Consider the following 20430-nt stretch of genomic DNA (forward strand, 5'->3'; position numbering starts at 1 on the left):
CCGAGGAGTTGTCATGTGCGATCACCATCATGCTGCGCGACATATTTTATGTCCCCAATGTGATTTGCTGGTGGCTTTGCCGCAGCTTGAGCATCGCCAGAAAGCCGCCTGCCCGCGCTGCGGTACAACGTTAACCACCACGTGGGACGCGCCTCGCCAGCGTCCCACGGCTTACGCGCTGGTCGCGCTATTTATGCTGTTGCTGGCCAACCTGTTTCCTTTTATCTATATGAAAGTGGGTGGCATCAGCAGCGAAATAGAGCTGCTGGAAATTCCCAACGTGCTATTTACCGAGGATTACGCCAGCCTCGGCACCTTCTTTTTACTCTTTGTGCAACTGGTACCGGCGTTTTGCCTGGTCACCATTTTGTTGCTGGTCAATCGGGTCAGGATGCCCCTCGGGCTGAAGGCATTCCTGGCGCGTATTCTGTTTCACCTCAAGACCTGGGGCATGGCGGAAATCTTTCTTGCCGGCGTGCTGGTCAGCTTTGTCAAACTGATGGCCTACGGCGATATCGGTATCGGCCTAAGCTTTATTCCCTGGTGCATGTTTTGCCTGCTGCAGTTACGTACCTTCCAGTGCGTCGACCGCCGCTGGTTGTGGGATGATATTGCCCCCATGCCGGCGATTACCCAACCGCTGAAAATTGGGGTTGCCGGGATCCGCCAGGGGCTGCGCTCCTGCGCCTGTTGTACGGCGGTGTTACCGGTCGACCAAACGGTCTGTCCGCGCTGTCACAGCAAAGGAACGGCGCGGCGTAAAAATAGCCTGCAGTGGACGCTGGCGCTACTGGTGACCTCATTTATTCTCTATCTTCCCGCCAATATTATGCCCATCATGATCACCGATCTGCTGGGCGATAAAATGCCGTCGACCATTATGGCCGGGGTGGTTTTGCTGTGGAGCGAAGGCTCTTATCCGGTGGCGCTGGTGATTTTTATCGCCAGTATTATGGTGCCGACGCTGAAGATGATCGCCATCGCCTGGCTGTGCTGGAATGCCAACGGAAACGGTGCGCGCGATTCGGAACGCATGCATCTGATTTATGAAGTGGTGGAATTTGTTGGCCGCTGGTCAATGATTGACGTTTTTGTCATCGCCGTGCTCTCTGCGCTGGTGCGCATGGGAGGGTTGATGAATATCTATCCCGCCATCGGCGCGGTCATGTTTGCGCTGGTGGTGGTGATGACCATGTTTTCAGCGATGACGTTTGATCCCCGTTTACTGTGGGATCGTGAGCCAGATTCAAGCCATGAGGAAATACAACAACATGGAAAATAAGAGCGGAGAAGCGAAAGTGCAGAAGGTGAAGAACTGGTCACCGGTGTGGATCTTCCCTATCGTCACTGCGCTGATCGGGGCGTGGATCCTGTTTTATCATTACAGCCATCAGGGGCCTGAGGTCACGCTGATCACCACCAACGCGGAAGGCATCGAAGGGGGAAAAACCCGGATCAAGAGCCGCAGCGTGGATGTTGGGGTGGTAGAGAGCGCGACGCTGACTGACGATTTAACCCATGTGGAAATCAAAGCTCGCCTCAATTCCGGGATGCAGAAATTACTGCATAACGATTCCGTCTTCTGGGTGGTGAAACCACAGGTAGGGCGCGAGGGGATCAGTGGTCTCGGGACATTATTGTCCGGGGCCTATATTGAACTGCAGCCGGGGTCGAAAGGTTCGGTGCCGGCGCAGTATCCGCTACTGGATTCTCCGCCGCTGGCCTCGCCGGATGCCAAGGGGATCCGTATTTTGCTGGAAAGCAGCAAAGCGGGCCAGCTTTCGCCAGGCGATCCGGTGCTGTTCCGCGGCTATCGCGTGGGGTCGGTGGAAACCAGCACTTTTGATGCGCAAAAAAGGCATATCACTTATCAGCTGTTCATCAATGCGCCAAACGACCGCCTGGTGACCAGCAACGTTCGCTTCTGGAAGGACAGCGGGATCGCCGTTGATTTGACCGCGGCGGGGATGCGCGTCGAGATGGGCTCGTTGTCGACATTGTTTGGCGGCGGCGTGAGCTTCGATATTCCGGAAGGACTGGATCTCGGCGAGCCGGTGGCGAACAAAACGGAATACCACCTGTTTGACGATCAGAAGAGCATCCAGGATTCGGTCTTTACCGAACATATCGACTATGTCATGTTCTTCAAGGACTCGGTTCGCGGCCTGCAGCCCGGCGCGCCGGTGGAGTTCCGCGGCATCCGTCTGGGAACCGTCGGCAAAGTGCCGTTCTTTATTCCTGGGCTGAAGCAGCGTTTGAACGATGACTATCGCATTCCGGTAGAAGTGCGGGTCGAACCGCAACGTCTGGTCAACCAGCTCGGCGGCGATCCGAATATTCGCGCCCACATTGACGATCTGATCAACCGCGGACTGCGCGGCTCGCTGAAAACCGGTAACCTGGTGACGGGTGCGCTGTATATCGATCTCGACTTCTATCCGAAAGCGCCGCCGCGCGGGAAAATTCAGGAGTTTAACGGCTATCCGATTATCCCGACCATCAGCGGTGGCCTGGCGCAGATCCAGCAGCGTCTGATGGATGCGCTGGATAAAATCAATAACCTGCCGCTCAATCCACTACTGGAACAGGCAACCAGTACGCTGGCGCAAAGCGAGAAGACCATGCAGCACGTGCAGGCCACGCTGGATAGTCTGAATAAGATCACCTCCAGTCAGTCGATGCAGCAGCTGCCTGCTGATATGCAGACGACGCTGCGCGAACTGAACCGCAGTATGCAGGGCTTCCAGCCGGGCTCCGCGGCCTACAATAAGATGGTGGCCGATATGCAGCGTCTGGATCAGGTGCTGCGTGAACTGCAGCCGGTCCTGAAAACGCTCAATGATAAGAGCAATGCGCTGGTATTTGAGGCGAAGGATAAAAAAGACCCACAGCCGAAGGGAGCGAAATAATGAAAAAATGGTTACTGGCAGCAGCCGTTTGCGCGCTGACAGCGTGCAGTAGCGGCGGCGAGAGCAAAACATACTACCAGCTGCCGGTGGTGCAGGGCGGCGCACAGAGCGCCGCCAGCCAGGGGGCTCGCCTGCTGTGGGTGGAGCAGATCAGCATCCCGGATTATCTGGCGGGCAATGGAGTGGTCTATCAGACCACCGATGTGCAGTATGTGATCGCCAGTAATAATCTGTGGGCCAGCCCGCTGGACCAGCAGCTGCGTACTACGCTGGTGGCAAACCTCAGCCAGCAGTTGCCGGGCTGGGTAGTGTCGTCCCAACCGTTGGGCAGCGAGCAGGATACGCTCAATGTGGCGGTAAATGGCTTTCACGGGCGCTACGACGGGCGGGTTATCGTCAGCGGCGAGTGGTTATTGAAGCATCAGGGACAGCTGATTAAGCGCCCGTTTAACATCGTGCTCAAGCAGCAGCAGGATGGCTATGACGCGATGGTGAAGACCCTGGCGCAGGCGTGGAGCCAGGAGGCGGCGGCCATTGCCGGCGAGCTTAACCGTCTGCCATAAGTAAAATTCATAAAAGTGATATGCCGCGCGGTTCATCTGAGCCGCGCGGCATTTTTTTTGCCAGGTCAGTTCGTTAGCAACCGCGGCGCGGAATGAACAAAAAATGAACTCTTATATAGGTCACAAATATGACACTGGCGTGAATTTTGCGCATTGACGTTGCCTTCATTTCGCGGTATTCGTAACCCGTGGCTGCACAATTTGCGACCACTGTTTTCTTTTCCACCAGATCAAAGAATGAGGGAAACGAGGCATGAAGAGACAAAAACGAGATCGCCTGGAACGGGCACATCAACGTGGATATCAAGCGGGTATCGCGGGAAGATCGAAAGAAATGTGTCCATACCAGAGCTTGAATCAACGCTCATGGTGGCTGGGAGGCTGGCGAGAAGCCATGGAGGACAGGGTACTAACGGCCTGACACTGTCTCTTTAAAAAAGAAGCCTCCGCATAGCGGGGGCTTCGCCTTTTAATCGCTGCCGATGATTATCAGAAAGCGGAAGTATCCTGGAACAGGCCTACTTTCAGATCGTTCGCGGTATAGATCAGACGATCGTCAACCAGCACTTCGCCATCCGCCAGGCCCATAATCAGACGACGGTTAACAATGCGCTTGAAGTGGATGCGGTAGGTGACTTTTTTCGCGGTCGGCAGAACCTGACCGGTGAATTTCACTTCGCCAACGCCCAGCGCACGGCCTTTGCCTTCGCCGCCGAGCCAGCCAAGATAGAACCCGACCAGCTGCCACATCGCATCCAGGCCCAGGCAGCCCGGCATCACCGGATCGCCGATGAAGTGGCAACCGAAGAACCACAGGTCCGGGTTGATGTCGAGTTCTGCCTCAACATAACCTTTGTCATAGTTACCACCGGTTTCGCTCATTTTGATGACGCGGTCCATCATCAGCATGTTTGGTGCTGGCAACTGCGGGCCTTTCGCGCCGAACAGTTCACCACGACCAGAGGCAAGAAGATCTTCTTTTGTATAGGATTCGCGTTTATCTACCATGTTTTCAGTAAGCCTTATTTTAAGTTCGGGACGCAGGATAGCTAACACGTGTAAGCTGAACAAGTCCGATCAGTTAGAACTTGTCCCACCTAACCAGCGTAGCGGCCACGGAAAACGATGGCGAGTCTCTTGCTGGGTCGCCTGCGCTATCCGCTCCTGAATGGTTTGTCGCAGCGTCTGCCCTTCACCGTCCCACATCAGTTGGGTCAGCATCGGCAGCGCTTCGGTGATATCGTCAATGGCCCAGATGGCAAACTGGTTTTCGGCAACGGCCTGACGGAGCTCATGGCTAAGACTGAGATGACGAACGTTGGCCGCAGGGATAATGACGCCCTGTTTACCGGTTAGCCCGCGCTGCTGACAGATAGTGAAGAATCCTTCAATTTTTTCATTCAGACCGCCGACCGGCTGCACGCGACCAAACTGGTCGACGGAACCGGTAATTGCGATGCTCTGATTAATCGGCACATTGGCCAGCGCGCTGATTAAGGCGCAGAGTTCGGCCATGGAGGCGCTGTCGCCGTCCACTTCACTGTACGACTGTTCGAAGGTCAGCGAAGCGGAGAAGGGAAGCTGCTGCTCCAGCTCCAGCTCGGACATCAGAAAAGCCTGCATGATCATCATACCTTTCGCATGAATATTGCCGCCGAGCTCGGCTTTGCGTTCGACGTCAATAAACTCGCCATCACCAATGTGCACGACGCAACTGATGCGCGAAGGTTCACCGAACGCGCGCGGATGGCCGGGAAATTCAATCACCGACAGGGCGTTGATCTGCCCGACGCATTCGCCTTCGGTTTCAATCAGGATCTGTTCCTGCAGGATTTCATCCTGCATTCGTTCTGCGAGGTAGCCTTCACGCCACTCCCGGCGTGCCAGCATCGTCTGCATTTCTTCGCCAGTAATCTCCTCGCCCTCGCAGAATGCGGCGGCCTCCCGCAGCTGGCGGGCTATCCATAGCGGACTGAGCGGCAGGGTCTCCTGATCGCCGGTGTAGCGCGTCCCCTCATCGATCAGCAGTGGCCAGGCGTCGGCCGCCGGACCTGGCAGCGTCAGCTGCTGGGCATTTTGCCATACCCACTGGCACCAGGCTTTCAGCGTCTCGGCGTCAGCAAACTGCAAAGTGTCTTCATACTCACTGTAGATCGCCTGAGCACAAAGCTCTGGTTCCATTTCCTGGAAATCCGCCAGCGATTCGCGTTCGCCGACCAGCATGACTTTCAGGCTCAGCGGCATGGAGGGAATGCTGACCGGCAGCGGGCGTGACTCATCGATGGAGAGCCAGTCAAACCGCTGACGGGTCACCATATTTTTCAGGCGCACCCACAGCAGCGGTTGCGCCAGCAGTGTACGAAGCGAGATTACCAGCACGCCACCATTGGCCTGATGAACCAGGCCTGGCTGGAGGGTGATGCCACCGTTAAACTGGCGTACGCAGCCAAATAGCTGTTCCGCCTCTACCCAATCGGCCGCGACGACCGGCGCGGTGCTGGCAAAATTATCCTCAGCACGTTGTGCCGGGGAGAGCGTCACGCGAGCGCCGTCAATGTCATAGCGGACCCCGTAGAGCGGGGCGGCAGGTTCATGCAGCGTGCGGGTTTCTGCCGTCAGCCATTGCAGATACTCCGGTTCTTCGGGGGCTTTCACCAGCATGAAGGAGGAGACTGCCGGCGTGCACAGCAATTGCTCAAGCGCGTAGAACAAACGCGGCTGCAGATCGCCCGAGAGGGAGGGGGCCGGTTGAGAGAGATCAGCTTGGGCAAACAGCGCCTGATAAGGTTCCATATCGGGCGCAAGGTCGGTTCGGGTCAGTTTCGTAATGGTCAAAGTCGCTGTTTTTTAGTTAGATGTAAAGCGCGCAATTATACCTGATGCCGCGACTGAGCACACGGAGGATTATGATTACCCCGATGATTCCCCGGCCATACACATCACGAATAATGATTTATATTCAGCACATCAGGAAAAAACTGATATCCTGAAATGAGTTACACGGTCACATTGAGATCGCAATGAAATATCAACAACTGGAAAATCTTGAAAGCGGCTGGAAATGGAAATATCTGGTAAAGAAGCACCGGGAAGGTGAGCTGATTACCCGCTACATTGAGGCCAGCGCTGCGCAAGCTGCGGTAGATGACTTGCTGACGCTCGAGAATGAACCTGTGCTGGTGCATGCCTGGATTGAGCAGCATATGAATCCGGCGCTGATGAACCGCATGAAGCAGACCATCCGTGCGCGACGGAAACGGCATTTTAACGCGGAGCATCAGCACACGCGCAAGAAGTCTATCGATCTTGAGTTTGTCGTCTGGCAGCGTCTTGCCGGCCTGGCGCAGCGGCGGGGTAAAACCTTGTCTGAAACCATTGTGCAGCTGATTGAGGATGCTGAGCATAAAGAGAAGTATGCCAGCAAAATGTCGAGCCTGAAGCACGATCTGCAGGAACTGTTAGGCAAAGAGTAGCCTGTACGGCCAGTCAGGGGTTACCCTGATATGGAGGCTTCCACCGCGAAAGCGAGCGAGAAGACATAAAAAAACCCGCCGAGGCGGGTTTTTTCATCAGTTCTAACTTAAGCCGCTGGCTGAGTTACAACTTCTTTGTAGCCTTTAACTTCGATCTCTACACGACGATCCGGGGCCAGGCAGTCGATCAGTGCAGCGCGAGCTTTCACGTTGTCACAGGTGTTGCCAGTAACCGGGTTGGATTTACCCATACCGCGTGCGGAGATTTTGCCAGCCGGGATGCCTTTAGCAACCAGGTAGTCAACAACGGACTGAGCACGTTTCTCAGACAGCTGCTGGTTGTAAGCTTCGGAACCGATACGGTCGGTGAAGCCCATAACAACTGCAGAACCGTCTTTCGGATCCATGTTGCTCAGCTGGGTGTACAGCTGATCCAGAGCCTGCTGACCTTCCGGTTTCAGGGTTGCTTTGTTGAAGTTGAACAGAACGTCAGACTTCAGGGTGAAGTGCTTGGTAGTCACTTCCGGAGCCGGAGCCGGAGCCGGAGCTACAACCGGTGCAGCATCTTCCTGACCGAAACGGTAGGAAACACCCACGCTCAGCATGCCGTTGTCCGGACGAACGCCAACGGTGCCCGCGTCGCCAATGTTGTTAACCCACTGGTATTCCAGACGGGTAGCGATGTCACGAGTCACAGCCCACTCTACGCCGCCAGCAAATACCGGGGAAACGCCAGTGTCGTGGTTGTCGCCAGCGATGCTGTTGCTGGAGTCTGCGCGCCATACCATGCCGCCCAGACGGGTGTAGATGTCCAGATCGTCAGTGATCGGGTAACCCAGTTTAGCGGTCAGCTGAACGCCCTGAGCTTTGAATGCGCCATTAACCTGGTCGCCTTTGTACGGCATACGGCCCAGCCAGTCGTAACCCATTTCGAAACCGAGGTACGGGTTAACCTGGTAACCACCGAACGCACCAGCGCCCAGCTGGCTTTCGTGGGTCGGACCATTGTTGTTCAGAGAGCTGTTGTACCAGCCAGTGTCATGGAACTGGGACCAACCCAGTTTACCACCTGCATACCAGGTGTTATCTTTCGGAGCGGCCTGCGCTACGGTAGCGAAGCCAGCCAGTGCCACTGCAATCGCGATAGCTGTCTTTTTCATTTTTTGCGCCTCATTATCATCCAAAATTCGCCATGAAGTTACAAAAGACCTCACGGTTAAATCCTTCACCCGGGGCGTGACTTGTTGTTAACTATGCTGATACATGCAGCGTAAGCCGATCACCCCTGGCGATGTAAAGTCTACAACTTAGTTCGAAACTTACAAGTGTGAACTCTGTCAGGCATATGAAAAAAAAGGGTTGTGTACACAATATTTAACAAATATGGTTGATTTTCGTACGCAGAAAAAAGACAGAAATGCCCGTGTGACAGGCATTCCGCGAAAAAGACCCTGAAAAACGCTGTGGCTTTACCATCGGTAAAAAAAATTCCAGGAATAATCCTAATTTCACTCAATGATACAAATTTGAGTGAATTTTTAGCCCGTTGAGTTGTCTGCCGAGCGTGCCTTGATTTCTCACCGGGCGCATGATGAATCCCATCGCGCAACCTTCCTGGGCTGCATTGACCAGACGCTCATGCTCTTCCGCGGTTAGCTCCTCCGTTAGCCAGCAGATAACCACACTATAATTACCAGTGCGCAGCGCGCGGATCATCGAGTCTACGGTATGGCAGGGTGACAGCTGGCTAATTTGCATGACTTTAGACAGCGGTAGACCGGCAGACTGGACCCACTCTCGGCTAAGCTTTTGTTGCGGCGTGAGCCACAGCTGCCAGCGAGACTGTTGACCCAGCTGTTGTAATAAAGGTAGCAGCAGTAACTGTGTCATCATGGGTTGATCTTCACGATAGACAATTTCACTGATCAGCCCATTGGCGGTCTGTTCGCCAGAACGATGAGCGTAGTGGCCTGCAGAAGCAGAAGCCTGTGCTGAACGATTTGCGTGAGCTGAAGTAAACATAGTCTATCCCGCCTGTAGTTACTGTATGCATATACAGTATATCTACCTGGGGAAAAGATCAACCGCAATTTGCCATTTTGCTGGCTGAAATTTAATCATTTCCAGGCGCGTCTTATCTATAGAGATGCGCACCTCTTCTCAACGATATCCTTCACGCGGGCTAATCATTTCTTTCCACCCTGTTGATTGCAGCAACGTCAGCGATTTTCTGAAAGCGTCTCGCAAAACCGCGTTCTGGTGGAAAAGTCGGCGAAAATCATCTTGCTGCTGTTCGGGAAGTCCCTTATGTTTTCTCTTAGCGGATCCGTTAACAACTTAAGTTTAATTACATGATTAACAAAGGAATGATCATGAGAAAACTAGTATGTCCGCGGTTCCCGCAATTTCAGGCCTGCGTCTCGCCGCTGGGTCAGTTATATTCTCGTCCGCTTTTTGGCGGCTATAGCCTGGCCATTGATGATACGGTGTTTGCGATGGTGGCAGAGGGGGATATTTACCTGAGAGCCTGCGAGCAGAGCGCCGCGTATCGGGTTGAACATCGTAATCCTTTATTAACGCTACGCCGACACGGGCGCATCGTGCCGATGAAGTATTATCAAATTGACGAGGCATTGTGGCGCGATGAAACACAGCTTTTTCGGCTGTCGCTGCTGTCGTGGCAAAGCGCCCAGCGTGAAAAGTACCACCGCCGGGAGTCTGGCCGCCTGAAGGATTTACCCAATATCAGCTTTCATATGGAATTGCAGCTGATCCACGCGGGCATACCGGATGTCAGGACGCTTCGGGAGGTAGGCGCTCAGCAGGCCTGGCAACGGCTGCGAGAAAACAACGCCTCCATGTCGGTCAACGTCTTGCTGGCGCTGGAGGGGGCGATTGTCGGCGTTCACACCGCTGCACTCCCGACGCTGCGGCGTCAGGAGCTGCTCGAATGGGCTGGAGCCCGCTAGCGGACGACCACCGTTATTCTGTTTGAGCGTGGACGCGCTGTTGCAGGCGGCAAATTTCAGGCAGCAGCGCGAGCAACAAGCCAATCTGCTGCAATACCAGCGGCTCTTTACTGTCCGCGCGCGGTTCCAGATGCTGGATCCGGCTTTGCAGGCTGCTCAAAGCCTTCTGCACCCGATGTTCATCGGCGGGGGTATGGTGCAGGGCGTCATCAACATAACAAACGGCATCATCCAACAGGGCAAGGATATCAGGGGTGGACAGTTTTTCCCGATGCGCGCCGAGAGCGGAGATGTAGCTGGTGAAGGTATGGTTGAGACACAGCAAGCGAAAAGCGGTCTCGCGCTGGGCGCCATCCGCGCGCGGTTCAGTCGACAAATTCGAGACCACGGAGGCCAGTTCGGCATCACGGTTGTAGGCATCACGGCGGGCGACACGATAGGCCAGACGGTTGTCGCGGCCCTGGTGATACTGCTCCAGAATGGCATCCAGATAACGGCAGTTCGCGTTCATCGCCCGGTCCAGGACGCGCGGCAGATTGCGAAATTTCCAGTCCGGCCAGATGAAGCTGACCGCCGCCCAGGCGATGGCGCAGCCGATCAGGGTATCAATGATGCGCGGCAGCGCGACCTCAAAGCCTTCGCCAAGCAGGTTAAAGCACAGCAGCACCAGCAGCGTAATAAACATGGTGGCATGGGCGTACTGCACGTTACGAAAGGCAAAGAACAGCACGCCGGTGAGCACGATCAACACCAGTTGCCCTTCAACAGAAGGCACCAGCAGCAGGACGGGCAGGCCGATCGCCACCCCCACCAGCGTGCCGATGATCCTCAGCGCCAGTCGGTGTCGGGTGGCGTTATAGTTCGGCTGACAGACAAACAGGCTGGTCAGCAGGATCCAGTAGCCATGCTGGAGCCCGGTAAACTGGATAAAGGCATAGCCGGCGCAGAGGACCAGCGACATACGTACCGCGTGGCGAAAGAGAGCGGACTCCGGTGACATGTTGCGCCGCAGACGCAGCCAGATGTCGTTCAACCCGCCGAGTCTGTCGTCGGCCAACAGCGTCTCGGTGTTGCTCCCGGCAGGCGCGGTCGTTTGCACAGATTCAATCGTGGCCAACTGCGCATCGATAGCGCGCAGGTTATTGAGTAAAAATCCAAGGGCATTGATCTGCTCGTCGGACGCGCCGCTGGCGCGCACGCGGTCGAGCGCCGCGTCGAGATGCATAAACGCGCGTTCAAATTGGGCGTCATGCTGGTAGGGTTCGCGCAGCAAAATCGCCCGTGAAAGTTTCTGACAGGCCTGGGCCTGCATCGAGAGCATGCGCTGGAAACGGAACATCACATCGCTGTAGCGGAATTGATCGCGTAAGGTCTGGTACTGAATATGCGATGAGCTGGCGCGTTCGTGGATATCCTGGGCCACAAAATAGTACTGCAGCGTGCGGCGGGTGCCGCGCTGGCCCCGATCGCCTCGCAGCCTGGTCAACAATGAGACCTTAGTTTGATTGAGCGTGGCCACCAACTGGCCGTTGGCGAGGGCCAGATCGTACAACGGCGCCTGGCTCTCATCCTCCAGGTCAGGATCAAACAGTCGGGATTTGAGCTCAAGATAGCGGGCCAGTTGCTCATAGCTGCGCGCAAGGTTGTCCTGTAGCGGTCGAATCGGAAATATCAGGTGCCCGGACAATGTCAGCAGGTTGTACCACACGGCGCCCGCCAGCAGAAACAACGGCTGCAGATACCAGTGATCGTACAGCGTGACGCCGAGCATCGTGTAAATGGCGATGAGCAGGGCGCCGAAGGCGATAGTGGCATAGCGCTGACCGAGGCCGCCGAGCAAAATAAAGCCAATGGTAGACACGGTCAGGCCAAGAGCAAACAGCGGCGGCCACGGAAACAGTAGCTCCACAGAGGCGGAGGCGATGAAAAAACAGACCAGGGTAATGGCGAGGTTGCGCAGACGACCGGTCAGCCGGTCGTCGAGGTCGGTCAGGGCCGCGGCAACAACGCCAAGGGTGAGAGGGATGGTCAGTTTGACTTCGCCGATCCACCAGGGAAACAGCGTTGTGCCGCAGAGCGCGATAAAGATCCGTACGTTATAAAGCCAGGCACTGTTCCAGGTATAGCGGCGTAGCAGGGGGCTAATCATGTCCGTGTTCCGTTCGGTTACTGAAAGCGACGACGCGCATTGGCTTCACGTGCGGCACGCGCGGTTTCCACAGAGACGACCCTGCGCCCTACCGGCCAAAGGGCAATGGCAGCAATTTTAAAATTCGCGATCCCCACCGGGATGCCAATAATGGTCAGACATTGAGCTATGCCGCTGAAAATATGCATCAGGCACAACCACCAGCCGAAAAAAATGAACCACAGAATATTCAGCACGGTGCCGCCGGCGTTGAGAAGACCGTTTTTACGGCCCGGCTCCAGCTCATCGACATGAATCGCCTCGTTACCGTAAGGAAATAACGAGAGTCGGGTGATTTCCCAGCAGGAGCGGGTCAGCGGCAGCGTGACGACCAGAATGATGCTAACCAGCGTGGCGAGCAGCCAGCCTAAAGTGGTGGCGAAACCACCAAGGATAAAGTTCAAAATATTCAGAATGGTACGCATAAACCCTCGGTTTTGCCCTGTGGATAATAAGACCTGACAATTGTAACGTTTTTTTGCGCTGGAGCACCTGGTCCCGGGCGGTTAAACTGAAAAACAATCCACCCTGATTGAAAATCGACATTATATGGAACTTAAAGCGACAACATTGGGCAAACGCATGGCTCAGCACCCTTATGATCGGGTGCAGTTACTGAATGCCGGCGTAAAGGTTTCCGGCGACCGTCATGAGTATCTTATCCCTTTCAATCAGTTATTGTCAGTGCATTGTAAGCGCGGTCTGGTCTGGGGCGAACTAGAGTTTGTGCTGCCTGACAGCAAAGTCGTGCGTTTGCACGGTACCGAGTGGAGCGAAACGCAGCGCTTCTATCACCATTTACAAGCACTCTGGGAGCAGTGGAGCGCGGAAATGAGCGACATCGCCGCAGGCGTGCTGAAGGCGCAGCTGGCGACGATCGAGCACACCCGTGCGGAAGGCAAATGGTTGACGCGTCAGCAGGTGGCGGATGTGCAGGATAACATTCGCCAGGCGTTGACTGGCTTGCCGATGCCCACCAGCCGGCTTGAAGCCTTTGACAACTGTCGGGAGCTGTGGCGGGAGTGTCAGCGCTGGTTAGGGGATATTGAAGCGACACGCCTGGCCCATAACCAGGCCTTCACCGAGGCGATGCTGGAGCAGTATCGCGGCTTTTTTGACGGCGTTGAGTCGTCCCCTCTTAATGCCTCACAGGCACGGGCGGTGGTGAACGGCGAACGTTCCCTGCTGGTGCTGGCGGGCGCGGGCAGCGGCAAAACCTCGGTGCTGGTGGCGCGGGCAGGCTGGCTGCTGGCGAGGGGAGAAGCGGCAGCAGAGCAAATTTTGTTACTGGCATTCGGCCGCCAGGCGGCGCAGGAGATGGATGCGCGGATCCGCGAGCGTCTTGCATCCGACGATATCACCGCGCGTACCTTCCACTCGCTGGCGCTACATATTATTCAGCAGGGCAGCAAAAAAGTCCCCACCATCAGCAAACTGGAAAGCGATAGCGCAGCTCGTCAGGCGCTGCTCGTGAAAAGCTGGCAGCAGCAGTGTCAGGAGAAAAAAGCGCAGGCGAAAGGCTGGCGCCTGTGGCTGGAAGAGGAGATGGGCTGGCAACTGCCGGAGGGCGATTTCTGGCAGGACAAGAAGGTGCAGCGGCGTATGGCCAGTCGGCTCGACCGCTGGGTTAGCCTGATGCGTATGCACGGTGGCTCCCAGGCAGAGATGATTGCCGGGGCGCCGGAGGCGGTACGCGATCAGTTCAGTAAACGGGTGAAGCTGATGTCGCCTCTGATGAAAGACTGGAAAGCGGCACTGAAGGCCGAGAATGCGGTCGATTTTTCCGGCCTGATCCATCAGGCGGTCAATATTCTCGATAAAGGCCGCTTCGTCAGCCCATGGAAACACATTCTGGTGGATGAATTTCAGGATATCTCGCCGCAGCGGGCCTCGCTGTTGGCCGCATTACGCCGGCAGAATACCCAAACCACGCTCTTTGCCGTCGGGGATGACTGGCAGGCGATTTACCGGTTCAGCGGGGCCCAGCTTTCCCTGACCACCGCGTTTAATCATTACTTTGGCGAAGGGGATAGCTGTGCGCTGGATACCACCTATCGCTTTAACGGCCGCATTGGCGAAATCGCCAATGGCTTTATCCAGCAGAATCCACATCAGTTAAGTAAACCGCTGAACAGCCTGACGGCGGGCGATAAAAAGGCCGTCACGCTGTTAGCCGACGATAAGCTGGATGATTTACTGGATAAACTGAGCGGCTACGTTAAGCCCGAGCAGCGGATCCTGCTGCTCGCCCGCTATCATCATCTGAAACCCGACGCGCTCAACAAGGCGGCGACGCGCTGGCCGCATCTGCAGCTTGATTTTATGACTATTCATGCCAGCAAAGGCCAGCAGGCGGACTATGTGATTGTGCTGGGACTGCAGGAGGGAGAGGATGCGTTTCCCGCGCCGGCGCGCGAGTCGATCATGGAGCAGGCGCTCCTGCCGCAACCGGAAGATTTTCCTGATGCGGAGGAGCGTCGACTACTGTACGTGGCGATAACCCGCGCACGTCATCGGGTGTGGTTGTTGTTTAACAAAGCGCAACCTTCGCCGTTTGTCGACATCCTGCAGGCCCTGGATGTGCCGGTTGCCAGGAAACCCTGATCACGGCTGGGTTATTTCAGGCGCTCGGCAAGATAACGCGGATAATCCGGGATTAGAATATCGAGCGGCTGATTAAAGTGCGGTGACTGGATGATAAAGTCAGCGGTGGAGACGTTAGTCGCGACCGGAATGTTCCAGACGGTGGCCAGGCGCAGCAACGCTTTGACGTCCGGGTCGTGAGGCACGGCGTTCAGCGGATCCCAGAAGAAGATCAGCACGTCGATTTTCCCTTCTGAAATGAGCGCGCCAACCTGCTGGTCACCGCCCATCGGGCCGCTCAGCATGGCATTGACCTCCAGTCCGGTAGCCCGCGAGACCAGGTTACCGGTGGTGCCGGTGGCATACAAAACGTGTTGCGCCAGCAACGCCTGATGGCGAGCGACCCATTTCATCAGCATATCTTTACAGTGATCGTGAGCCACCAGCGCGATATGTTTTTGCGCGGACAGGGTACGAGTTGTCAGTTCCATATTTTCATTCCACATTTTGACCTGCAGACAGATTACTGAATGTGGCTGCTGCTGCAAGCATCGGGGTGAAAATTTTGTCGAATCTGTGGGTTAGCCTGGATGGCCGCCTGCTGCGGATTAGCATACACTTAGGTGAAATAGCAGGAGGAACCCATGAAAGAGAACGATATTGCCGGCATCCTGACGTCGACACGGACGATTGCGCTGGTTGGCGCCAGCGACAAACCTGACCGCCCGAGCTACCGGGTCATGAAGTATCTGTTGGATCAGGGGTATCACGTTATCCCGGTTTCGCCGAAGGTGGCGGGCAAGACGCTGCTGGGACAGCAAGGGTATGCGACGCTCGCCGACGTTCCGGAAAAGGTCGACATGGTTGATGTCTTCCGTAATTCAGAAGCGGCGTGGGGCGTGGCGCAGGAGGCGATAGCCATCGGCGCGAAAACGCTGTGGCTGCAGCTGGGGGTGATCAATGAGCAGGCCGCAGTGCTGGCCAGAGAAGCCGGGTTAAACGTGGTGATGGATCGTTGTCCGGCCATTGAGCTGCCGCGACTGGGATTAGCAAAATAACAAAAAACCCCGCCAGGCGGGGTTTTGTTTTAGTTGCGAAGGCGCGGAGCCTGCAGCTGCTGACGAATCGTTTTGGCCAGTTCGTCGAGGGACGGCTGTTCCGGGTGTTCGTCGCGGGTTTCGCTGCTCAGCTGCGCTTCTGCCAGATAGGTGTGGATCGGCTGACCATCATCATCTTCCATCACCACATGGTACCAGGGCGCCGCACGCAGTTCGTCATTGGCGGCAATCTCATCCTCTTCCGGTTCCGCGAGTGAATACTCGGGATCGACATCGACGATGACGCCCAGGTAGCCCAAGAGCGTATGGCGGACCTGTTGGCCGATACCGAATTTGCTGGCTATCATAGGCACCTCCTGGGAAACATGAATACTCCCTATATGAGGCTCATGTTTCGTTTTTCAAGTTACATGACGCGACAGGCAAACCCCTTCAGATACAGCCCTTCCGGGTAGGTTGCGATCACCGGGTGGTCGGCAGCCTGACGGAACTGTTCTATAAATTGTACATCACGCCCGGCATCAATTGCGGCATCCGCGATGATTTTCTGAAATAAATCGGTGGTCATCAGGCCGGAGCAGGAGAAAGTCAGCAGCACGCCGCCGGGGTTCAGCAGCTGGATCGCCAGCATATTGATATCTTTATAACCGCGGCAGGCGCCCATCAGCTGGCTTTTGTTTTCCACGAACTTCGGCGGATCCATCACGATCACGTCGAATTTCTCTCCCTGATCGCGGTATTTACGCAGCAGTTTGAACACGTCGTCGCGCACAAATTCCGCTTTGGACAGATCCAGTCCGTTGAGCTCTACGTTCTGTCGGGCAACGTCCAGCGCTTCCTGAGAGGTATCCACGCTGGTGACCTGGCGGCAGCCGCCCATCAGCGCTGACACCGCAAAGCCGCCGGTATAAGAGAAGCAGTTCAGCACTCGCTTATCGGCGACATAGCGGCGAGTAGCCAGGCGACTGTCGCGCTGGTCGAGGTAGTAGCCGGTTTTGTGCCCGCCCTGGATATCAACCAACAGCTTCATGCCGTGCTCGGTGATTGGCAGCAGCGCCGGGGGCAGCTCGCCCACCACCGGCCCCTGGGCCAGCTCCAGTCCCTCTTTTTTACGCACGGCGACATCGCTGCGATCGTAAATGGCACAGTCCGGGAACAGGTTCTGCAGGGCGCTGATGATGGCGGCCCGCTGGTATTCCGCGCCTGCGCTGAGCAACTGCAGCACGAAAAAGTTGCCAAAGCGATCAATCGTCACGCCCGGCAGCCCATCGGACTCGCCGGCGATCAGACGGTAGCTGTCGAGGCCATCGCGCTCTGCCAGCCATGCCCGCCAGGTTTGCGCTTGCTGCAGGCGGCGTTCAAAGAAGGCGCTATCGATGGTTTCATTGCGGTCGAAGGTCCACACGCGGGTGCGGATCTGCGACGACGGCGAGTAAGCGCCGCGGGCCAGCCATTTTCCCTGATGGTCAACGATATCGATGGTTTCACCGCTGCGGGCTTTACCCTCCATGCGGGCGACGCCGCCGGAGAAAATCCACGGATGGCGACGCAGCAGGGATTTCTCGCGTCCTTTGGCTAACACTAAGCGGGGGAATAGGGAATCTGTCATGGAGCTACCTTTAAGCAACGGGAATGTCGGCACCGAAAAATGGCGCGTAGAGTAGCACACCTGGCGCACGCAAGCATCTTTCGCCCGGCAGGCACAGGTGAGCGTTTCGGCACAAAATGCAGGCGCTTCGGCACATTCAGCTTGTGCGGACTCTCATACCCTGTTTTCTCACCCCAACGAGGATCAGATGATGAAAACAGGTATCCGCATGGCCGTGGCGATGGTCACGATTGTGAGCAGTGGCGCGATGGCTGCGCCGTTTAGCGTGAGCAGCGATGATATGCATGACGGGCAGGCGCTGACCCGGAAGCACTGGTTTGCCGGTTTCGGCTGTACCGGAGGCAATGTCTCCCCGCAGCTGGCATGGAAAAATGCCCCGGCGGGGACGCGAAGCTTCGCGGTCACTGTCAGAGATCCCGATGCGCCTACCGGCAGCGGCTGGTGGCACTGGACGGTGGTCAATATCGCCAGCAGCGTCTTTTCGCTGCCCGCTGGCGCGGGAGATAAAAACAGCGCTACACTGCCGGGCGGAGCGGTACAGGGCCGCAACGATTTTGGCTATGCCGGCTTCGGCGGCGCCTGTCCGCCAGCGGGAGATAAACCGCACCGCTACCGTTTTACAGTATGGGCGCTGGATGTCCCTACGCTGCCGGTGGATGCCGGGGCCAGCGGGGCGCTGGTCGGCTATCTGTTACACAGCCATGCTCTCGCCAGCGCACAGTTGACAGCGATGGCCGGGCGCTAAAATAAAGGGTCGATCCGATGGAGAGTATCCACTTCCAGCATAACGCCTTAACCGCGGCAGAGGTCACCACCCGACGGCTGTGTAGATTGCATCGGGTGCGCCTGTTCTCCCCGGCGCTCTGTCGGGTTAAACGCGGCAGCAAAGTGATTGTGCAAGGGGAGAGCCGGGTGCTGGCGACGCCGCAACAGCTGATTGTGTTGCCGGCTGACGTTGAGCTGGAGGTGATTAACCAGCCGGATAACGGCCTGTTTTGTTCCGATCTGCTGTCGCTGACCCCCGAGCTGCTGACGATGTTTAAGACCCGTTATCTCAGGGAACCACCGCCAGGGCGTCTGACCTCGCTCTGTGCCCCGGTGACGACAGAGCTGGCGTTTATGTGGCAAAGCGTCCTGCAGGCGGTGCGGGAAGGCTTATCCTCTTCACTACAGCACCACCAGACCATGGGCCTGCTGCTGGCCTTGCACGAGGCGGGCTATGCAGGCCCGCTGCTCGTCGAGCGGCAGCAGGATCTGTCGGCGCAGGTTCGACAACTGGTCATGCTGTCGCCGGCGCAGGCATGGAGCGTGTCGCGGGTGGCGAAAATGCTCTTTCTCGGCGAGTCCACGCTGCGCCGTCGGCTGCAGCAGGAATCGCAGAGTTTTCGCCAGATTGTTGAGGAGGTGCGGATGGCCCACGCCCTGGGGCAGCTGCAGACCACCTCGCGGCCAATAGGCGAAATCGCGCAGAACAGCGGATATCAGTCGGGATCGCGCTTTACCGCGCGCTTCCGTCAGCATTATGGTTTACTGCCGAAGCACGTACGCTGAGCGAATTTGCTATCCTCAGCGTAAAGTGTGAGCGAAAAGGAGATGATAATGGCCAGTATCTGCACGATGGCATGGGTTTACGGTTCGGTTCAGGGCGTAGGGTTTCGCTATTCAACACAGCGGGAAGCGCTGCAGCTGGGGTTGACCGGCTATGCCCGTAATCTGGACGACGGCGGGGTGGAAGTGCTTGCCTGCGGCGAGGCAGAGCAGGTGGAGAAACTCATCGCCTGGCTGAAAGCCGGGGGGCCGCGCAGCGCGCGGGTTGACCGAGTGTTAACCGAACCCCATCAACCCACCCGCAGCTGGGAAAAATTCGCGATTCTCTATTAGATGCACTTCACCGGCTTCGGCAGCCCGGCGATTTTGGTCGCCTGTTTGGCGGGGCCTTTCGGGAACAGGCGATAGAGATAGCGGCTGTTGCCTTTCTCTTCGCCAAACTTGTTGGCCATCGCCTTCACCAGCATGCGGATCGCCGGAGAGGTATTGAACTCAAGGTAAAACTCGCGCACAAAGCGCACCACTTCCCAGTGTTCAACGGCGAGCGTTATCCCTTCCTGCGCGGCAATGACTTCCGCCATCGCCTCGCTCCACTGGGTGGTATCTTTCAGATAGCCTTCGCTATCCGTTTCAATTTCGTTGCCTTCAAAAATAAACATGATTTTTCACATACCGCCTGAAACTGGCCGCAGTGTAGCAAAAAAAAAGGCCCCGCATAAGCGAGGCCTCAGGATGAGCAGGAGAGCGGTTAGTCCCGGCTGGCGAAGCCCAGGATGCTCAGCAGGCTGACAAAGATGTTGTACAGCGAGACATACAGGCTAACCGTTGCGCGGATGTAGTTGGTTTCACCGCCGCGGATGATGTTGCTGGTCTCGAACAGGATGGCACCCGAAGAGATCAGGATGAACACCGCGCTAATCGCCAGATGAAGCGCCGGCAGCTGCAGGAACAGGTTAGCGACCATACCAATCAGCACGACCACCACGCCCGCCATCAGCATCCCGCCGAGGAATGACATGTCTTTTCGCGTCGTCAGCACGTAGGCCGAGCAGCAGAAGAAGACCAGTGCGGTGCCGCCCAGCGCCAGGCCGATTAAATCGCCCATGCCGGCAGAAAGGTACGCGTTCAGCATCGGCCCAAGGATATAGCCGAGGAACCCGGTGAAAGCGAAGGCGGAAATAATCCCGGTGGGTTTATTCGCCGTTTTATAGGTCAGGAACATCAGACCGTACATCCCCACAAGAGTTAAAATCAGCCCCGGGGAAGGAAGCATCAGCACCGTGCTGGCGGTGGCGGTGATAGCGGAAAACGCCAGCGTCAGGCTGAGCAGGAAATAGGTATTACGCAGAACCTTGTGCGTGCTGAGCAGCGAGGAACGGTCACGCGATGATGTAATTATGCGATCCATGAGTCACTCTCTTATGACAGATGTAATTAGGGATAAAGAATAAGAAAAACAAGCGTGAAGCCCTAATGCTTTTACCCATCTTTACTTAGCTTTTGCCGCTATTGCCTAGCATAAAATTCCAC

General features: G+C 56.4%; 22 protein-coding genes. 11 read left to right on the forward strand and 11 right to left on the reverse strand.

The annotated features are described in order from the left end of the window. Nucleotides 1-13: 13 nt before the first annotated feature. The 4 genes from pqiA (at nucleotide 14) to rmf (ending at nucleotide 3893) form a co-directional block, all read left to right on the forward strand. The gene (pqiA, locus tag CWM61_RS15245; RefSeq protein ID WP_074386396.1) at nucleotides 14-1282 is read left to right on the forward strand and encodes a membrane integrity-associated transporter subunit PqiA; all 1269 of its coding nucleotides are present in this window, start codon (nucleotides 14-16) and stop codon (nucleotides 1280-1282) included. Continuing rightward, entirely contained in the window at nucleotides 1272-2909 is a 1638-nt protein-coding gene (gene pqiB / locus CWM61_RS15250) for an intermembrane transport protein PqiB (RefSeq protein WP_074386395.1), read from the forward strand. Before pqiA ends, pqiB begins: the two co-directional genes overlap by 11 nt. Beyond that, a complete protein-coding gene (pqiC, locus tag CWM61_RS15255) occupies nucleotides 2909-3472 on the forward strand; it encodes a membrane integrity-associated transporter subunit PqiC (RefSeq protein ID WP_074386394.1) in 564 nt (187 codons plus the stop codon). Before pqiB ends, pqiC begins: the two co-directional genes overlap by 1 nt. 253 nt (nucleotides 3473-3725) lie before the next feature. Continuing rightward, complete coding sequence (rmf, locus tag CWM61_RS15265) at nucleotides 3726-3893, forward strand: ribosome modulation factor (RefSeq protein WP_002898396.1); 168 nt, start codon at nucleotides 3726-3728, stop codon at nucleotides 3891-3893. A gap of 68 nt (nucleotides 3894-3961) precedes the next feature. On the opposite strand, the gene fabA is transcribed toward rmf, so the two are convergent. Further along, nucleotides 3962-4480: a bifunctional 3-hydroxydecanoyl-ACP dehydratase/trans-2-decenoyl-ACP isomerase gene (gene fabA / locus CWM61_RS15270; RefSeq protein ID WP_012542300.1), complete on the reverse strand. Its 519-nt coding sequence runs from the start codon at nucleotides 4478-4480 to the stop codon at nucleotides 3962-3964. A 69-nt stretch (nucleotides 4481-4549) separates the two neighbouring features. After that, entirely contained in the window at nucleotides 4550-6307 is a 1758-nt protein-coding gene (locus CWM61_RS15275; RefSeq protein ID WP_100631486.1) for an AAA family ATPase, read from the reverse strand. Nucleotides 6308-6492: 185 nt separating this feature from the next. On the opposite strand from CWM61_RS15275, the gene matP reads away from it, so the two are divergent. After that, nucleotides 6493-6945 carry a macrodomain Ter protein MatP gene (gene matP / locus CWM61_RS15280; RefSeq protein WP_008805891.1) on the forward strand — a complete coding sequence of 151 codons (453 nt, stop codon included), beginning with the start codon at nucleotides 6493-6495 and terminating at the stop codon, nucleotides 6943-6945. Nucleotides 6946-7052: 107 nt separating this feature from the next. Here the strand turns inward: matP and ompA are convergent, their stop codons facing one another. Further along, on the reverse strand, nucleotides 7053-8105 hold the full coding sequence (gene ompA, locus CWM61_RS15285) for a porin OmpA (protein WP_008805892.1): 1053 nt from the start codon (nucleotides 8103-8105) through the stop codon (nucleotides 7053-7055). 352 nt (nucleotides 8106-8457) lie between these two features. Then, nucleotides 8458-8967, reverse strand: coding sequence for an SOS-induced cell division inhibitor SulA (gene sulA, locus CWM61_RS15290; RefSeq protein ID WP_074386393.1), 510 nt, complete (start codon nucleotides 8965-8967; stop codon nucleotides 8458-8460). Nucleotides 8968-9317: 350 nt separating this feature from the next. Between sulA and CWM61_RS15295 the strand changes: the two genes are divergently transcribed. Then, nucleotides 9318-9914, forward strand: a complete 597-nt coding sequence (locus CWM61_RS15295) for a TfoX/Sxy family DNA transformation protein (RefSeq protein WP_100631487.1) — start codon at nucleotides 9318-9320, stop codon at nucleotides 9912-9914. A 13-nt stretch (nucleotides 9915-9927) separates the two neighbouring features. Here CWM61_RS15295 and yccS read toward each other — a convergent pair whose 3' ends face one another. Beyond that, nucleotides 9928-12063: a YccS family putative transporter gene (yccS, locus tag CWM61_RS15300; protein ID WP_100631488.1), complete on the reverse strand. Its 2136-nt coding sequence runs from the start codon at nucleotides 12061-12063 to the stop codon at nucleotides 9928-9930. Nucleotides 12064-12080: 17 nt separating this feature from the next. Next, nucleotides 12081-12527 carry a YccF domain-containing protein gene (locus CWM61_RS15305; RefSeq protein ID WP_012542294.1) on the reverse strand — a complete coding sequence of 149 codons (447 nt, stop codon included), beginning with the start codon at nucleotides 12525-12527 and terminating at the stop codon, nucleotides 12081-12083. Between the two features lie 124 nt (nucleotides 12528-12651). Here CWM61_RS15305 and helD point away from each other — a divergent pair, with 124 nt between their 5' ends. Beyond that, complete coding sequence (gene helD / locus CWM61_RS15310) at nucleotides 12652-14706, forward strand: DNA helicase IV (protein WP_100631489.1); 2055 nt, start codon at nucleotides 12652-12654, stop codon at nucleotides 14704-14706. Between the two features lie 11 nt (nucleotides 14707-14717). Here the strand turns inward: helD and mgsA are convergent, their stop codons facing one another. Then, nucleotides 14718-15176, reverse strand: coding sequence for a methylglyoxal synthase (gene mgsA, locus CWM61_RS15315; RefSeq protein WP_008805898.1), 459 nt, complete (start codon nucleotides 15174-15176; stop codon nucleotides 14718-14720). A 153-nt stretch (nucleotides 15177-15329) separates the two neighbouring features. Between mgsA and CWM61_RS15320 the strand changes: the two genes are divergently transcribed. After that, on the forward strand, nucleotides 15330-15743 hold the full coding sequence (locus tag CWM61_RS15320) for a CoA-binding protein (RefSeq protein WP_002898434.1): 414 nt from the start codon (nucleotides 15330-15332) through the stop codon (nucleotides 15741-15743). Between the two features lie 29 nt (nucleotides 15744-15772). Here the strand turns inward: CWM61_RS15320 and hspQ are convergent, their stop codons facing one another. Both hspQ and rlmI read right to left on the reverse strand, forming a co-directional pair. Next, the gene (hspQ, locus tag CWM61_RS15325) at nucleotides 15773-16090 is read right to left on the reverse strand and encodes a heat shock protein HspQ (RefSeq protein WP_002898441.1); all 318 of its coding nucleotides are present in this window, start codon (nucleotides 16088-16090) and stop codon (nucleotides 15773-15775) included. Between the two features lie 59 nt (nucleotides 16091-16149). Further along, complete coding sequence (rlmI, locus tag CWM61_RS15330) at nucleotides 16150-17352, reverse strand: 23S rRNA (cytosine(1962)-C(5))-methyltransferase RlmI (RefSeq protein ID WP_100631490.1); 1203 nt, start codon at nucleotides 17350-17352, stop codon at nucleotides 16150-16152. Between the two features lie 190 nt (nucleotides 17353-17542). Between rlmI and CWM61_RS15335 the strand changes: the two genes are divergently transcribed. Genes CWM61_RS15335 through yccX form a run of 3 tightly spaced genes read left to right on the forward strand, consistent with a single transcriptional unit; the run spans nucleotide 17543 to nucleotide 19233 of the window. Then, a complete protein-coding gene (locus CWM61_RS15335; RefSeq protein ID WP_077268407.1) occupies nucleotides 17543-18097 on the forward strand; it encodes a YbhB/YbcL family Raf kinase inhibitor-like protein in 555 nt (184 codons plus the stop codon). 17 nt (nucleotides 18098-18114) lie between these two features. Further along, complete coding sequence (locus CWM61_RS15340; protein ID WP_061155147.1) at nucleotides 18115-18903, forward strand: AraC family transcriptional regulator; 789 nt, start codon at nucleotides 18115-18117, stop codon at nucleotides 18901-18903. 48 nt (nucleotides 18904-18951) lie between these two features. Further along, nucleotides 18952-19233, forward strand: coding sequence for an acylphosphatase (gene yccX, locus CWM61_RS15345; protein ID WP_012542291.1), 282 nt, complete (start codon nucleotides 18952-18954; stop codon nucleotides 19231-19233). Here the strand turns inward: yccX and tusE are convergent. Both tusE and yccA read right to left on the reverse strand, forming a co-directional pair. Further along, a complete protein-coding gene (gene tusE / locus CWM61_RS15350) occupies nucleotides 19230-19559 on the reverse strand; it encodes a sulfurtransferase TusE (protein WP_002898457.1) in 330 nt (109 codons plus the stop codon). The genes yccX and tusE overlap by 4 nt on opposite strands. 89 nt (nucleotides 19560-19648) lie before the next feature. Beyond that, nucleotides 19649-20308: an FtsH protease modulator YccA gene (gene yccA, locus CWM61_RS15355; RefSeq protein WP_002898458.1), complete on the reverse strand. Its 660-nt coding sequence runs from the start codon at nucleotides 20306-20308 to the stop codon at nucleotides 19649-19651. Nucleotides 20309-20430: the final 122 nt, after the last annotated feature.

Origin of the sequence: Klebsiella sp. K-Nf6 (assembly GCF_002806655.1) — a bacterium.
Classification (GTDB): domain Bacteria; phylum Pseudomonadota; class Gammaproteobacteria; order Enterobacterales; family Enterobacteriaceae; genus Klebsiella; species Klebsiella variicola.